Origin of the sequence: Staphylococcus simulans (assembly GCF_047037175.1) — a bacterium.
GTDB classification, from domain to species: domain Bacteria; phylum Bacillota; class Bacilli; order Staphylococcales; family Staphylococcaceae; genus Staphylococcus; species Staphylococcus simulans_C.
Map to the genome: position 1 here is coordinate 1,882,059 of NZ_CP178241.1, position 13,791 is coordinate 1,895,849.

Sequence of the window (13,791 nt, forward strand, 5' to 3'; positions counted from 1 at the left end):
CGGATGTCATACGCGGGGTAACACATAACTGTACTTAATTTTTAAGGAGGAATTTGATTATGAACTTTGATGATATTAAGAAAAAAGGCCAAGATCACTTAAACGAACATAAAGATGAGTACGTTGAAAAAGGTAAAGAATTCGCTAAAGATCAATTAGGCGGAGACAAAAAAGACGAGAAAAAAGACGATAATAAATAATAAAGTGGATTAACCCACTTATTTGCCTATAGATAGACTGCTTTCAATCGAAAGTGGTCTGTTTTTTTATTATGATAACTTTTACTTATAGTAACTATCACTAATCATCATTATTATTAATTTATATCGAGGCGTATAATGAGGTCATCTATCACAATTCAGGGGTGAATGCCATGTCACAACACGCACATCGTCAGTTATTACTCGGGATGGCATCGTTATTTATCGTAATGGCCATCGGTCGCTTCGCCTACACACCAATCCTACCGTTTATGCAGCAAGCAGAGCATATGGATGGTAAAGGCGCTGGACTGCTCGCGACGATTAACTATCTCGGTTACTTAATCGGTGCCATTATTCCGATGTTTTGGATTATTAAAAGTAAAGTCGTTGATGTGAAGATTTATCTCATATTGAATGTACTTTCTACTATTTTTATGGGCTTTACGTCAAACTTCGTGTTATGGTCTGTCCTCCGTTTAATTGCTGGAATCACAAGTGGAACTGTTTTTGTTTTAGCCTCTAATGTGGTGTTAGAAGCTTTAAGACAAGCACACAAAGAAGGGATTTCAGGATTATTGTACAGCGCTGTTGGAATCGGACTCTTTTCAAGTAGTATTTTCGTCTTCTTTTATACAGACGTCAACTCATGGAAAATGACTTGGATTATTCTTGGAATCTTTTCACTCGCACTCAGTTTACTCGTGATTCTCTTTATGCGCGAGAACCCAGAAATTACAGTTGAACCCCACCATGACAACGAATCTAAGACATCCTTCCGTCTCAATAAAACCTTTATGCGGTGGTTTTCTATTGCTTATTTCTGTGAAGGGGCCGGCTATATTATTACTGGTACATTCTTAGTCGCAATTATCAAATCCATTCCTGCTTTCTCTGAATACGCAGCATTAAGTTGGATGTTTGTCGGCTTAGGTGCCATTCCTTCTACGGTTGTTTGGTCAATGATTGCGGAGAAAATGGATTATAGTAAAGCTACTTATATGGCGTTTGGATTACAAATTATCAGTGTCGCTTTGCCTGTATTTTCACACCATATCGTTAGTTTGATTATCAGTTCACTCATCTTCGGCAGTACATTCTTAGGACTCACAACACTCTTTATGTCTAAAGGACAAATGTTGATGCTTCAGACAGGCGGCAAGTCTAACTTCATCGCGACATTAACTGTCATTTACAGTATTGGTCAAATGATTGCCCCCTTTGTTTCTGGTTATCTGATTGGAGATTCAGGTAATTATAATGCGGCATTACTGTTTGCGACTGTGATATTAATCATCGGGTTAATCAGCAGTTGGATCAGTTATCGTGCTTTAAACAAAGACGCTATGCAATAGGTTAAGTTTGGTCTTTTGTGCAAAGGGAATGTAACTACTAACAAAGGAGGATGTTACTATGCCTTTTGTAAAAAGCAGAATGAAAGAAGATTTAACTGAAGATCCACGTGTAAGCGAAGACAGCTTCACGACAGACCAAGAACTTCAAAACAGAGCGTTTGAACGTTTAGGTAAAGACATCGTCATTATTGAAGTCTTATCAATTATGAATATTGTCTTTGCGGTCTTTTCATTTTCACTACTTGGTCTATTATTAAGAGAAAGAAGCAAATAATGATTAAAGATAAAAAACCTGTGCCATCAAATGATCGCACAGGTTTTTTATAATGTGTTGCTGATGTATCTATTTAATTAAATCTTCCAAATCATGCGGATAGTCCGTTACGACTTCTGTGCCTTCTTTCTTCAAGATGACTGTATCAGAATGTCTGAAACCCCCAACACCTGGAATATAAATACCTGGTTCGACACAGAAAACCATGCCTTCTTTTAATTCTAAATCATTATCAAAACGTAATGAGGGTTCTTCATGTTGACCAATACCGATACCATGTCCTGTACGATGACTGATGTAGTCCCCATAGCCTTCCGCTTCAAGAATCGTTCGCGCCACTTGATCAACCGCATTTGCGGTTGCACCGACTTCAATGAAATCTAACGCAGCTTTATGCGCTTCAACCATCGCATTAAACGCACGGCGTTGTTCCTCATTCGGTTCACCGACAAAGAAAGTCCGTTCACATTCCGCACGATAGCCATTCAACTCTAATTGACGACTATGAACAATAACATCGCCTTGTTCAATCGGTTTCGTGTTAGAGAAGGTATGCGGCATCGTAGAACGTTTGATGCCAGAAGGTGACATCACAAAGAACCCAAATTCTGCATCCGGATAATTTTGAGAAATCGTGTCGAATAAGTAACTGTTTCCGAAATTATCAATATCCATTTCAGTCAGACCCGCTTTCGTATGTTCAATCGTTTGTGCGACAGCTTGACTGACAATCTCTCCGCTTTCTCTGATTGCTTGTTGTTCATCTTCGTATTTATACGTGCGTTGGTCTACCAATGCTTGACCGATATCTTTCACTTTAAACGCATGATTCACAATATCTAAATAGAATTGGGTTGGCAAGAAGCCTGTTTCAATCCCGATAGTTTCAGCTGATTGGTGTTTCTCTAATAAGTCGTTAAAGACTGTTTGATACTGTGTCGGAATAGCTTCTGAAACTGGAATTTCCGTATACGTATAAATGTCTTGAATCCCTGTTTTATCTCTGAAGTGCGCTTCTTCTAGTTTCGGCGCAATCACTTCAATGTTTTCCTGGGAAATAAATAAGATAATCGGACGTGAATAAATCACAGCTTTAAACCCTGTAAAATACATTTGATTTTCAAAATTCATCACAATACTTAAATCGATGTCTTGTTGTTTCATCGTTGTTCTGAATGCATCAAGACGTTGTTTCAAGTTCACGTTGTTTGCCTCCTTTAGAAGTAAATAATGTCACGACCACTAATACAATAATCGCAAGTGGTACTGAAATTAATGCTGAGTTAATGCCTGTACTTTGAACAAAACCGAATTCCCATATCAATGTTGTAATTAAGCCGACTGCCATCGAAGCAAGACCGCCTGCTTTCGTCACTTTCGGATAAATGAATACAGCTAATAAGGCTGGCGTAATCCCTGCACCGTAAACGGTGTATGCGTACATTTGTACAGAAAGTACAGATGGGAAATACATGGTTAATAAGAATGCGATCACACCTAAAATCGGTACGAGAATTCTTGTCATCAATAACATTTTGCTTTCATACTTATACTTAAAGTTATCCCCGAACAAGTCATAAAGTACACTTGTTGCGGCAGATAATAAATAAGAGTTGCCTGTCGTTGTAATAAACGCCGTTAACGCCGCAATTAAAATACCGCCAATCACAATCGGCAGTTGACTCGTTAAAGCTATCAATGCCATACCTGGTTCAATTTTCGGAAATAATGAACGCGAAATAAACGCGAGTAATGAAATTAAAGGTGTCACAATCAATAAACCGACAACCCAACCAATTGTACCGATACGTGTGACTTTATTATCACGTGACGATGCCAAACGTTGATAAATGTTTTGATCAGCTAATAGTAAGAACAACATTGGAATATAGAAACCGAGAATTTGAACAAAACTTAATGTGCCCATCGGTTTCAAATGTGTCTTTGGCACATGCGCGACAATATTATCCCAGCCCCCGCCTATCGCAATCGCAACGGGCACTGCGATAATCAACGCAATGGTAATTAAGAAGGCACTGACCGCATCTGTCGGCGCAACGGACATTAAACCGCCCATTGTCGCAAGCAAAATGATAATTACTGCGGCAATAATTGTACCCAGTTCTACTGAAATCCCTGTAGAGACATGCAAGACATAACCTAAACCTTGATATTGATAAGAGACTATGCCGACAAACGCTAAAATAATGATAATTGCGGCGAAGTAACTCGCAACTTTACCATACTTCATTTCTAAAATTTCTGCGACTGTATATTTGCCGTAGTTCCTAACTTTGGAACTGATAATATAAATGGTCCCAATCCCAATGACACTTGGAATGGCATAACCTACTGCTGGCCATAAACCGAAGCTGTATGCTAATGAGTTCTGTCCCCCTGTGACAGAACCGCTTCCTACCCACGTCGCAAGCAGTGTCCCCATTAACACCACTGGACCTAAAGATTTACCTGCAAGAATAAAATCCTCATTGTTTTCTACTTTCTTTGAATAAACAAATCCTAATGCAACCATCAACACGCCATAACCAATGACGAACCAGATTAAAATTGGTTCCGTTGAAAAGCCCATAAGAATCCCCTCCCCTTATTAAAAAAACTAACCGTTTTTCAACGATTAGTTTAAGAATAAAGGTTAATTTTATCACAAAAATAAAACAATAGTAACAACAATCTAATTATTCTGATATTTTAAATTGCAACTTAGTTTAAAGCGCTAATTATTGTTTGGTGATTTGGTTTATTTTTGCTGATTGTGCACATTCTAGTGTCTTCGTGTATTCGACAGTTTCAACTTCTACGTCTTCATGTAAGATGATATGGTCACCGCGAATCACTTTCGCTTTCACACGATTGACTTCTATACGATCACCTTCAATGACTTCCGTTGTTAAATAAGCAGGTTCCTTTTGCGTTGAAATGACCGTAATCAGTTTAAACTTTTTCTTTTCCTTTTCTTGTCTGCGTATCTTGATAATGTTACCGCCTATTTCACGTGCGTAACTGTCTTGTTGCACAGTGATATCAATGGTATCCGCATTCAACATGCCTTTAACTTCAACGCGGCCATTGATATTGAGTTCATCCACTTCGCAGTGTCCTGCTGTTTTAAGTCCACCGATCAGTTTCAGTTTGTTGCCATTTAAGTTGGCTGGCGTTTCAATCGTCCCTGTAACTTTCAATAGTTCAAAGGTTAAATTTTCTGCTACTTCAACTTCACCAATAATCGAAGCTGTGGTTACATGCGCACTTTTATGACCTGTGAAATTACCAATCAGGTTGATTTTATCGATATCAATTTGGTCTAATGCGGTAATTTCACCCGTCATTTTAATATGATTGACACTCGTTTCAAAAGGAAACTCGACTTCTCCTAATAAAGTAATCGTGTCATATGTTTGGTCTTCTAACCTTTTCGTGCCCATGCCTCTGATTGACTGACTCATGATGTTTACACTTCTTTCTTAAATAGGTTTTGGATGTTAATGGTTTCTAAAATTCTTACACTGTCATCAATTTTAATCGGTGTATTCTGTTCAACCAGCAAATAAAAAGTAATCCCAAATTTACGACAGATATATAATGCTGCTTCTTTATCATTCTCGCTATACTCTAATAAGAATGCTTGTAAATCCTGTGCTTCTTCCATAGAGACAATACTGCGTGTTACAACTTCATCTAAAATGGTACCGACATACACAGCTTGATCTTTCGGATATTTCTCTAACAATACCTTACCGATTTCACGATAAAAGAAGCCTGCCCATGATTGAATCAAAGTATCATTATCTTTATATTCAATTTCAGGTTCATAGCCATCTTCTGCGAACATTTTGACCATGTCATCTAACACATAATCATGTTTATAACGTTGAATGTCCTCAATTCTTTTAATCACTTTCGCTTTAGGCAAGAATGTTTCTTGGCCAGTAAACGTAGATTTACGTATGAACCATTCATCTGGAATCAAGTGTTTACGTTTCCAACGATACAATTGTCCGTAAGTAATACCACATTCTGTTAATAAGTCTTTTTTGCTGATTAATTGTTCTTTCATCATTATCCTCCTAGCTATAATGTAACATAACACTGTTACACATACGAGCATTTCCACTATTTTCCCATAAAAATAACCTGATCCAGACGGATGCGTACGCAAACTGGCTAGATCAGGCTTCTCTTTATCTTTCTATCACTTTCTTCTACCTTTAAATATCTCTAATACGATTAATACGATACATACAACCATAACAATCGTGATGAGTACAGCCACGATATAGTTTAGTCCTATAGTTGATGCGACTATCATTTCAATTAATGCTAACAAACACATTAACGCAACCAACAGCGATATTTTCACCAAGTTCATCGTTTCACCCCATCTATTTCTCTTAGGTATTTTATTCTATTATGACCGATTACCAACGTATCCTCAAAGTAAAAACGCTAGGTTTGCGTGTTTTGTCAAAATTAAGGGTAAATTTAAAGTAAAGTACATAAAACTTTCTTTATTGTAGAGAAGCAGTTATGATATAAGTATAAAAATTATACTAGATGAACAGGAGGGATAGTATGACACTGATTACAGGACATCATCATATCTCAATGTACACAAAAGATGCACGCGAAAATAAACAATTTTATACAGAAGTATTAGGTTTACGCTTAATTGAAAAGTCTGTGAACCAAGATAATCCATCTATGTATCACTTATTTTATGGGGATGAAACAGGTGCCCCTGGTACTTTATTAACGTTCTTTGAAATGAAAATGTTAGGCAAACATCACGCAGGAACCAATAGTATTGAACGTTTAACTTTACTCGTACCGGATGAAGCAGCACTAGACTATTTCAAAGAACGTTTGCATCATCATCATGTGGAAACAGAAGCTATCACATATCTTAGACAATCTGCATTAGCCTTTGAAGATCCTGACGGCCTGAAATTAATACTAATGGTCAATGGTGACAATACCGTTCCTAACGCATGGCGTGCTAATCCATATACAGATGTACCCAAAGCAGTTCAAATTTTAGGTATGGGACCAGTTGAACTCCATTTGCGCAACTTACAGCCTACGATTGATTTCTTAACTCAAACACTAGGTTATCAAGCACATTTAGGTGATGATAATGTCTACACACTCAATCCTAATGGACGTTATACTGACTTTGTCTTAGTTGAAGCACAAGGTCAAAGTGTGAAACCAGGTCGTGGTTATATACACCATATCGCAGTGAGTGTCCCGACTGACGAAGCGTTGGAAACGTTGTTAGCCAAATTAGAACAATTACCTGGTAATACTTCAGGTATTATTGACCGTTATTTCTTTAAATCTATCTACTACCGCAACAACAAAATATTATATGAATTTGCGACAGAAGCACCCGGCTTTACGGTCGATACAGATGTTAAAGATTTAGGAAGTAAACTCGCATTACCTGATTTCTTAGAACATAAACGCGCACAAATTGAAAGCCAATTAGAAGAAATATAAGCATTAAATTGAAACGATAGACATCGTTTAAAATCGTTAAAATCAAGATAAAAGTAACGTTAAAAACGAAAGAAAAGCAATCATAAAAAACAGCGCTGGGATGTCATATCTCAGCGCTGTTTACACTTACCGCAACACTATAAACCTTTGTTGTCAAAGGGTTTTAAGACAATCCTAAGACTAACCTTTAAGCAAGACGTCATGGTACTCCGGCGTCTCTTCCAATACTTGTTTAGCGAATGGGCAAGTTGCTAAAATTTTAATATTATTTTCTCGTGCATAGTTCACACCTGCTTCAACTAATTGCTTCGCGATACCTTGACCTCTTAAACTTTCATCTACACCAGTATGATCAATTATAATTTTATCTTCACCTGTTGGCACATACGTCATTTCTGCATCTGGATTTTCTTCTGAATCTCCTACATAGAATTTGTTATGTCCATGTTTAATCTCTGTCATAATATCTCCTCGCTTTCACATCGATTAGTATAAAACATATACCACTTTACTTTTTGTCTAAACACTCATAAGACTTAGTGCTCAATTCCTTCATAAAGCCTTAATTTTTTCATAATGTAACGTTCATTTAATATTAAAAGAGTGGAAAAGCGTTGAACAATTCTATAAACTTAGAATGAAGCTATACACAAAGCAACAAGATAAAACTACAAATACAGGGAGAAAATCTATTATGTTTCAAGCTATCAAACGTATTCTAGCAGTCGTTGTCACAGCATTGCTTGTGACAGGTGTCATTGTCACTGGTATGATTGCATATGATAAATATAAGCACCACAGCAGTACACAAGTGGATGCGGCGAAATACTATGAAAAGAAAGAAAAAGATAAAAATAAAGAAGAACAAAAAGAGAAGAAAGCTGAGAAAAAAGAACATAAACAAGCAGAACCAGAAGCACCTGCTGTAGAAGAACAAACACAATATGAGGTACAACAATCTACAGTGCATGTTTACCAAGCACCGCAACCTGAAGAAAAACCAGAACCAAAACAAGAAGAAGTGAAAGAAGAAAAGAAAGCTGAAACATCTAGTCAAGCTGACAATTCATCTTCTCAACAGCAACCTCAACAACAAACACAGCCAAAACCTCAACCGCAGCCTGCACCTCAACCACAAAAACCAGCCCAACCTGCGCAACAACCGCAAGGTCAAGGTCATTAATACAAGCAGAGAGAATCTCACTTCCCAAGATTCTCTCTGTTTTTGTTTTTCTTTCTCATTGAATACTCTGTTTCTTATTCTATTACGCAGTGCTATACTTTGAGCATATGAAAAGAGAGAGAATAGGCAGGCTATATATATGTTTAAATCCATCATTCAAAACGTACCCGCCGCTATTTGCGGCTTAGCTTTAGGTACGTTTACTTTTAGTCACACATTATTTCAAATCCATTTCACTTGGTTAGGTTCATTCACAACAATTCTAGGCAGCCTCTGCCTTGTATTGTTCCTAATCAAGCTAATTCACTTTCCAAAAGCAATAAGGAAAGAAATAAAAGACAGTAATACTTTTGCGATTATGCCCGCATTACCTATGGGATTGATGACACTGGCATCTATTTTGAAATCACAGTTCCATATCAATACACCTATTCTGACAGCTTTCTGGTTCAGCGCAGTCTTACTCCATATTGTCATGCTGATAGTATTTATTGTGTATTTTATTATTAGACATCGCACGTATCCCAATACGAGTTGGTTTGTGATGTTTGTCGGTATTGGTGTCATTGGGGAAACGGCTTCTACGTTCTATGCTAAAATTGGCATCTTCGCCATTGATTTCAGTTCCGTCCTTTTCTGGATACTTTTAGCATTCATCTTAATCGAGAGAATGTGGCACTATTATCCGAAAGATCAATTACCCATGGCAGTGATTATTAGTGCACCCGCTTCACTATGTTTAAATGCATATCTATCTTATGTAGAAAGTTTGTCTATCAGCTATATCATCTTTTATTTCGTGATTGCACAATTTCTATTTATATTCTCCATCATTTTCTTACCTCAAATCATTGAGAAACGTTTTAAACCTGCATACGCAGCACTGACTTTCCCATGGGCTGTCACTGCCGCATCAACGTATCATCTCTATACACAATTAGACCTCCCTGATATTTCCCAGGAAATGCTTGGAGTGCTTGCGATACTTGAAGTTATCTTTGCGGGATGTGTTATTGCCTGGGTCTACTACAAATATACCAAACACCTACTGAATTGAATCGATACAAATCATAAAATAAGCGCGCTAGTTCTCAGACTAACGCGCCATTTTTAAACGCTCATGATTATTTATTTACTAGGATATCTTTATCATCTGTATTCTCAATGAATGCTTTCGCAAACCAGCATTGTGCATCAATTTTCAAGTTATTCTCTTTCGCATACTCTAAACCTGCATGAACTAATTGATTGCCTACACCTTGTCCGCGTAAACTTGGATCTACACCTGTATGAGAAATCGTCATCACATCATCATGCATCGTATAATCCATTTCAGCATCAGGCTTCGCTTCATCACCCACATAAAATTTATTATTTCCATGTTTAATCTCTGCCATGTCTCTCACCTCATTTAAAGTTCTATATATTATGATTATACCCGTTTGTGTGTAAAGCAAATGTCCATGTGCTTTCAATGTTTTAAATACTGTATAGACCAGCCTTATTCCCATCATTTAAGTGCATTTAGTATTAATTTCACAAACAGACTTATTGCATATTTACAATGATTTGTTAAGATATGACAGTGGAAAATAATGCTTATCGGTATAAAAAATAGGTCTAATGCATCATTTAGGTTTCAACTTTTTCCTTTATAATGAGAAATAGATAGAAAGATTGAGGAGTATCATAAAATGGATTATAGAGTATTGTTATATTATAAATATGTCACGATAGATGACCCAGAAACATTTGCGGCAGAACACTTAGAATTCTGTAAAGCACACAATTTGAAAGGTCGTATTTTAGTCTCTACTGAAGGGATTAATGGTACGTTATCAGGAACAAAAGAAGACACAGACGCTTATATTGCACATATGCGTGCAGATGAACGCTTCAAAGATATCACATTCAAGATTGATGAAGCAGAAGACCATGCCTTCAAGAAAATGCATGTTCGTCCAAGACATGAAATTGTTGCGCTTGATTTAGAACATGATATTGACCCACGTGAAACAACAGGTAAATATTTATCACCTAAAGCGTTCAGAGAAGCCTTAGATGATGAAGATACGATTATCTTAGATGCACGTAATGACTATGAATTTGATTTAGGTCATTTCCGTGGTGCTGTACGTCCAAACATCACACGTTTCCGTGATTTACCACAATGGATCAGAGACAATAAAGATATGTTCATGGATAAAAAGATTGTCACATATTGTACAGGTGGTATCCGTTGTGAAAAATTCTCAGGCTTCTTACTTAAAGAAGGGTTTGAAGATGTTGCACAATTAGAAGGCGGTATCGCAACGTACGGTAAAGATCCAGAAACGCAAGGTGAATTATGGGACGGCAAAATGTACGTCTTTGATGAACGTATCAGTGTAGATGTTAACCAAGTTGAAAAAACAGTCATTGGTAAAGAATGGTTCGATGGTACACCATGCGAACGTTATATCAACTGCAGCAACCCTGAATGTAATAAACAAATCTTAGTATCAGAAGAAAATGAACACCGTTATTTAGGTGCTTGTTGTAAAGAATGTGCAGAACACGAACGTAACCGTTATGTAGCAAAACACAATCTCAGTGACGAGGAAAAAGAAAACCGTTTAGAAAACTTTAAAGAAACTGTTCACCAATAATTAATCAATACAGATGGGTACTCAGTACCCATCTTTTTTATGCCTTATTTAAAATTTCTAGTTCTTTGAAACTATGCATTTCGGTTCTTGCTCTAGAAATCTTCTATAATTGTTTAAATCAATGGCCTCTTCGACAAATATGACCCGTCCTCCGTTACGTGAACCAACCTCTTTAACTTGATACAAACGACAATAACCTTTTGCTTGAGATGCAAAATAGCCTGTCGTGTAATTTAAATCATCTGATACGCATAATTCACCTGCTACACCTGGATAGGCATTAATACATGTCGCAATCGCTAATGCATCTTGGACACGTTCATTCAATCCGTTTGAAGCACTTTGATCCATCATAAAATTAGTAACTCTAATTCCCCTATCATTTGTATCATCTAGACGTTTTCCACTAGCAGCATCAATTATAACTGCACCTCGATAATTCACTTCATTTTGAATATATTTCCAAGCTTCAGTCAATGCTTGTACTGAAATACCACACCCTTGACTTGCTAATGTTGCACTTTGTGTTTGATTACCTATAATTTGAAGTGCTTCTAAAGTAATCAATGGTTTTGTGATTTGCTCTACTTTAAAATTCATGAAGTCAGGTTCACCATTTTCATGGAAAAAGCCTTTACGCATGAATTTTTGGAGCGTACTTTCAATTTCTTCTTTCCTACAAATTGTTTCCGCCCCGCTAATATGTTCAGCATGTTGACTTGCTCTCATTTTGATACTATACATCATAAAACATCCCTCACTATCTTCAATAAAGCATCTATATCTGCTTTATTATGAAATGTATTTAATGATATGCGCAAAGCTGGATGTTTAACTGTGGGATAGCGGAAATAACTTACAAGGATACCATTATCAATCAATGTTTGATAAGCACTTGAGGCTGTTTGGTTATCTCTAAATCTAATTTCCTTTATCGGTGAATCTGTATTTTGATTTCTGTCAACATAGCGGCTAAATTCTTGATTAAAATAGCGACTGAGTTCAAGCAACTGTTTACATTTTGTATCATTGTCTATCAATCGATTCACATTTTCGCGAATGATGTGAAGGTTAATAGTTGGTAAACCACTCGCATAAATCACTGGTCTGCCAGTATTCACCAACATAACCTTAAACGCTTTTGAAGATAAGATGACACCGCCATATGCGCCCACAGCTTTAGATAAGCTTGAAGTTAGTACATCTATTTCTGCATAGTCTTCGTTAAGAGCTAATCCTAAACCATGTGAATCATCTATAATGATAAATACGTTAGAATGTTGCTGCTTAATTTGTTTTAATCGATTCAAATCAGCCATACTGCCATCTGTTGAAAATATTGTATCAGTCACAATGATTTTTGTTTTCTCTGGTTTCTCGCTTTTGATTTTGTGCTCTAAAATATCATAATCTAAATGTGGATATATCTTTTTGTCCAACTGGCTTAATCGTATACCATCAATAATACTGGCATGATTCATAGCGTCTGAAAATATCATGACATCTTCATCTTTCAAGACATTGAAAACAGCTAAATTTGCATCATACCCACTATTAGTAATCAAAGCCGCCTCAAAACCCGTATATGCACATAGTCTTGCTTCTATTTCGGTATACATTATTGAATTGCCACTTACAAGACGCGAACTTGATAAATGATTACCATAAGTATGTAGATCTTTATCTAAGCGTTCTAAGTCTATAGGTGTTTGGGCAATTCCTAAATAATCATTAGAAGTAAAATTAACAAAACGCCGCTTCTGAATATCAATGAATTTTCCTTCTAGACTCGTCACTTCTTTCAGCTCTCGAAATCGTCCTTTATCTTTAAGGTGTTCAATTTTGTGTTGAAAATCCATCTTATCCCCTCAATTCCATGCCATCATTAAATTCATAATAATAGAATATAATTCCACCTCATAAATGTAAACCGATAAGCCAATAAAATTAACATTTGTAATTATACCTTAATAAATTTACACTATGTACTTCTACTTTAAGTTGTGTCATAATAAGATTGTGTTCTAACACGACTCTTTAAGACCGTTTCAAAGACGGTGACATATAAATGTTTAAAATAAACCATCTAATTGTCAAAGCGTGTAGATGGTTTAATTTTTATTTCTATTAGAAATGTACAAAGAGATAAATACTAGAATTGTGAACTGCAAGTCATAATAACTGTTTAACTATTTTCAGTTGCACTTCTTATTTGCGTTGTGCGATAATATAAGTGTATTAAAAAAGAGCCGTGCGGGAACACGACTCTTTGAGACCGTTTCAAAGACGGTGACAATTTTTAATTTATAACTAAACCATCTAACTGTCAAAGTATGTAGATGGTTTATTTTTTATTTCTATTAGAAATGTATAAAAAGATAAATACTAGAATTGTGAACTGTAAGTCACAGAACGCAATCATTATACTTATAGCTTCAAATACACTCATTGGCAGTTCCTTTCTAAATTCAGCGATACCATAGGCATCACCTCCTTTAAATTAGATTTGCCACCATCTATTCAACTTTCTCATATGTTTATTATATTATGGTTCAACGCACTTTACATTATGACATAATAAAGTTATTTATTTTTATAACCAAAGTCAAAGTAT

General features: G+C 36.3%; 17 protein-coding genes. 7 read left to right on the forward strand and 10 right to left on the reverse strand.

Translation table 11 applies throughout. The features are described from left to right. Positions 1 to 59 precede the first annotated feature (59 nt). From ACFCT9_RS09120 to ACFCT9_RS09130, 3 genes are all read left to right on the forward strand, one after another. Positions 60 to 200 (forward strand): hypothetical protein, encoded by a 141-nt coding sequence (locus ACFCT9_RS09120; RefSeq protein WP_412518752.1) that lies wholly within the window; start codon positions 60 to 62, stop codon positions 198 to 200. A 173-nt stretch (positions 201 to 373) separates the two neighbouring features. Continuing rightward, positions 374 to 1,555, forward strand: a complete 1,182-nt coding sequence (locus ACFCT9_RS09125; protein WP_412518754.1) for a YbfB/YjiJ family MFS transporter — start codon at positions 374 to 376, stop codon at positions 1,553 to 1,555. Positions 1,556 to 1,613: 58 nt separating this feature from the next. Continuing rightward, positions 1,614 to 1,829 carry a hypothetical protein gene (locus tag ACFCT9_RS09130; RefSeq protein ID WP_412518756.1) on the forward strand — a complete coding sequence of 72 codons (216 nt, stop codon included), beginning with the start codon at positions 1,614 to 1,616 and terminating at the stop codon, positions 1,827 to 1,829. 69 nt (positions 1,830 to 1,898) lie between these two features. Here ACFCT9_RS09130 and ACFCT9_RS09135 read toward each other — a convergent pair whose 3' ends face one another. The 5 genes from ACFCT9_RS09135 to ACFCT9_RS09155 form a co-directional block, all read right to left on the reverse strand. Continuing rightward, positions 1,899 to 3,032 carry a M24 family metallopeptidase gene (locus ACFCT9_RS09135; RefSeq protein WP_412518757.1) on the reverse strand — a complete coding sequence of 378 codons (1,134 nt, stop codon included), beginning with the start codon at positions 3,030 to 3,032 and terminating at the stop codon, positions 1,899 to 1,901. After that, a complete protein-coding gene (locus ACFCT9_RS09140; RefSeq protein WP_412518759.1) occupies positions 3,010 to 4,419 on the reverse strand; it encodes a sodium:solute symporter family protein in 1,410 nt (469 codons plus the stop codon). The genes ACFCT9_RS09135 and ACFCT9_RS09140 overlap by 23 nt, the downstream gene beginning before the upstream one ends. Positions 4,420 to 4,567: 148 nt before the next feature. Further along, a complete protein-coding gene (locus ACFCT9_RS09145; protein ID WP_412518761.1) occupies positions 4,568 to 5,293 on the reverse strand; it encodes a hypothetical protein in 726 nt (241 codons plus the stop codon). Positions 5,294 to 5,298: 5 nt separating this feature from the next. After that, positions 5,299 to 5,904 carry a DUF4004 family protein gene (locus ACFCT9_RS09150; RefSeq protein ID WP_412518763.1) on the reverse strand — a complete coding sequence of 202 codons (606 nt, stop codon included), beginning with the start codon at positions 5,902 to 5,904 and terminating at the stop codon, positions 5,299 to 5,301. A 135-nt stretch (positions 5,905 to 6,039) separates the two neighbouring features. Beyond that, the gene (locus ACFCT9_RS09155) at positions 6,040 to 6,216 is read right to left on the reverse strand and encodes a hypothetical protein (protein ID WP_412518764.1); all 177 of its coding nucleotides are present in this window, start codon (positions 6,214 to 6,216) and stop codon (positions 6,040 to 6,042) included. 203 nt (positions 6,217 to 6,419) lie between these two features. On the opposite strand from ACFCT9_RS09155, the gene ACFCT9_RS09160 reads away from it, so the two are divergent. Then, positions 6,420 to 7,346 (forward strand): VOC family protein, encoded by a 927-nt coding sequence (locus ACFCT9_RS09160; RefSeq protein ID WP_412518766.1) that lies wholly within the window; start codon positions 6,420 to 6,422, stop codon positions 7,344 to 7,346. Positions 7,347 to 7,526: 180 nt separating this feature from the next. Here ACFCT9_RS09160 and ACFCT9_RS09165 read toward each other — a convergent pair whose 3' ends face one another. After that, positions 7,527 to 7,808, reverse strand: coding sequence for a GNAT family N-acetyltransferase (locus tag ACFCT9_RS09165; protein WP_412518768.1), 282 nt, complete (start codon positions 7,806 to 7,808; stop codon positions 7,527 to 7,529). A gap of 232 nt (positions 7,809 to 8,040) precedes the next feature. Here ACFCT9_RS09165 and ACFCT9_RS09170 point away from each other — a divergent pair, with 232 nt between their 5' ends. Both ACFCT9_RS09170 and ACFCT9_RS09175 read left to right on the forward strand, forming a co-directional pair. After that, positions 8,041 to 8,529, forward strand: coding sequence for a hypothetical protein (locus tag ACFCT9_RS09170; RefSeq protein ID WP_412518769.1), 489 nt, complete (start codon positions 8,041 to 8,043; stop codon positions 8,527 to 8,529). 139 nt (positions 8,530 to 8,668) lie between these two features. Continuing rightward, the gene (locus tag ACFCT9_RS09175) at positions 8,669 to 9,586 is read left to right on the forward strand and encodes a TDT family transporter (protein WP_412518770.1); all 918 of its coding nucleotides are present in this window, start codon (positions 8,669 to 8,671) and stop codon (positions 9,584 to 9,586) included. A 67-nt stretch (positions 9,587 to 9,653) separates the two neighbouring features. Here ACFCT9_RS09175 and ACFCT9_RS09180 read toward each other — a convergent pair whose 3' ends face one another. Then, the gene (locus tag ACFCT9_RS09180) at positions 9,654 to 9,926 is read right to left on the reverse strand and encodes a GNAT family N-acetyltransferase (RefSeq protein ID WP_412518771.1); all 273 of its coding nucleotides are present in this window, start codon (positions 9,924 to 9,926) and stop codon (positions 9,654 to 9,656) included. Positions 9,927 to 10,223: 297 nt separating this feature from the next. Here ACFCT9_RS09180 and ACFCT9_RS09185 point away from each other — a divergent pair, with 297 nt between their 5' ends. After that, a complete protein-coding gene (locus ACFCT9_RS09185; protein ID WP_412518773.1) occupies positions 10,224 to 11,177 on the forward strand; it encodes a rhodanese-related sulfurtransferase in 954 nt (317 codons plus the stop codon). A gap of 57 nt (positions 11,178 to 11,234) precedes the next feature. Here the strand turns inward: ACFCT9_RS09185 and ACFCT9_RS09190 are convergent, their stop codons facing one another. The 3 genes from ACFCT9_RS09190 to ACFCT9_RS09200 form a co-directional block, all read right to left on the reverse strand. Next, positions 11,235 to 11,921 carry a 6-carboxyhexanoate--CoA ligase gene (locus tag ACFCT9_RS09190; RefSeq protein WP_412521654.1) on the reverse strand — a complete coding sequence of 229 codons (687 nt, stop codon included), beginning with the start codon at positions 11,919 to 11,921 and terminating at the stop codon, positions 11,235 to 11,237. Further along, complete coding sequence (locus ACFCT9_RS09195) at positions 11,921 to 13,036, reverse strand: aminotransferase class I/II-fold pyridoxal phosphate-dependent enzyme (RefSeq protein WP_412518775.1); 1,116 nt, start codon at positions 13,034 to 13,036, stop codon at positions 11,921 to 11,923. Before ACFCT9_RS09195 ends, ACFCT9_RS09190 begins: the two co-directional genes overlap by 1 nt. A 485-nt stretch (positions 13,037 to 13,521) precedes the next feature. Continuing rightward, positions 13,522 to 13,626, reverse strand: coding sequence for a putative holin-like toxin (locus ACFCT9_RS09200; protein ID WP_412518777.1), 105 nt, complete (start codon positions 13,624 to 13,626; stop codon positions 13,522 to 13,524). Positions 13,627 to 13,791: the final 165 nt, after the last annotated feature.

Excerpts from the sequence above, each read along its gene's own strand:
- ACFCT9_RS09120 (WP_412518752.1), top strand. The coding sequence starts at position 60 with ATGAACTTTGATGATATTAAGAAAAAAGGCCAAGATCACTTAAACGAA.
- ACFCT9_RS09125 (WP_412518754.1), top strand. The coding sequence starts at position 374 with ATGTCACAACACGCACATCGTCAGTTATTACTCGGGATGGCATCGTTA.
- ACFCT9_RS09130 (WP_412518756.1), top strand. The coding sequence starts at position 1,614 with ATGCCTTTTGTAAAAAGCAGAATGAAAGAAGATTTAACTGAAGATCCA.
- ACFCT9_RS09140 (WP_412518759.1), bottom strand. The coding sequence starts at position 4,419 with ATGGGCTTTTCAACGGAACCAATTTTAATCTGGTTCGTCATTGGTTAT.
- ACFCT9_RS09145 (WP_412518761.1), bottom strand. The coding sequence starts at position 5,293 with ATGAGTCAGTCAATCAGAGGCATGGGCACGAAAAGGTTAGAAGACCAA.
- ACFCT9_RS09150 (WP_412518763.1), bottom strand. The coding sequence starts at position 5,904 with ATGAAAGAACAATTAATCAGCAAAAAAGACTTATTAACAGAATGTGGT.
- ACFCT9_RS09155 (WP_412518764.1), bottom strand. The coding sequence starts at position 6,216 with ATGAACTTGGTGAAAATATCGCTGTTGGTTGCGTTAATGTGTTTGTTA.
- ACFCT9_RS09160 (WP_412518766.1), top strand. The coding sequence starts at position 6,420 with ATGACACTGATTACAGGACATCATCATATCTCAATGTACACAAAAGAT.
- ACFCT9_RS09165 (WP_412518768.1), bottom strand. The coding sequence starts at position 7,808 with ATGACAGAGATTAAACATGGACATAACAAATTCTATGTAGGAGATTCA.
- ACFCT9_RS09170 (WP_412518769.1), top strand. The coding sequence starts at position 8,041 with ATGTTTCAAGCTATCAAACGTATTCTAGCAGTCGTTGTCACAGCATTG.
- ACFCT9_RS09175 (WP_412518770.1), top strand. The coding sequence starts at position 8,669 with ATGTTTAAATCCATCATTCAAAACGTACCCGCCGCTATTTGCGGCTTA.
- ACFCT9_RS09180 (WP_412518771.1), bottom strand. The coding sequence starts at position 9,926 with ATGGCAGAGATTAAACATGGAAATAATAAATTTTATGTGGGTGATGAA.
- ACFCT9_RS09185 (WP_412518773.1), top strand. The coding sequence starts at position 10,224 with ATGGATTATAGAGTATTGTTATATTATAAATATGTCACGATAGATGAC.
- ACFCT9_RS09190 (WP_412521654.1), bottom strand. The coding sequence starts at position 11,921 with ATGTATAGTATCAAAATGAGAGCAAGTCAACATGCTGAACATATTAGC.
- ACFCT9_RS09195 (WP_412518775.1), bottom strand. The coding sequence starts at position 13,036 with ATGGATTTTCAACACAAAATTGAACACCTTAAAGATAAAGGACGATTT.
- ACFCT9_RS09200 (WP_412518777.1), bottom strand. The coding sequence starts at position 13,626 with ATGAGTGTATTTGAAGCTATAAGTATAATGATTGCGTTCTGTGACTTA.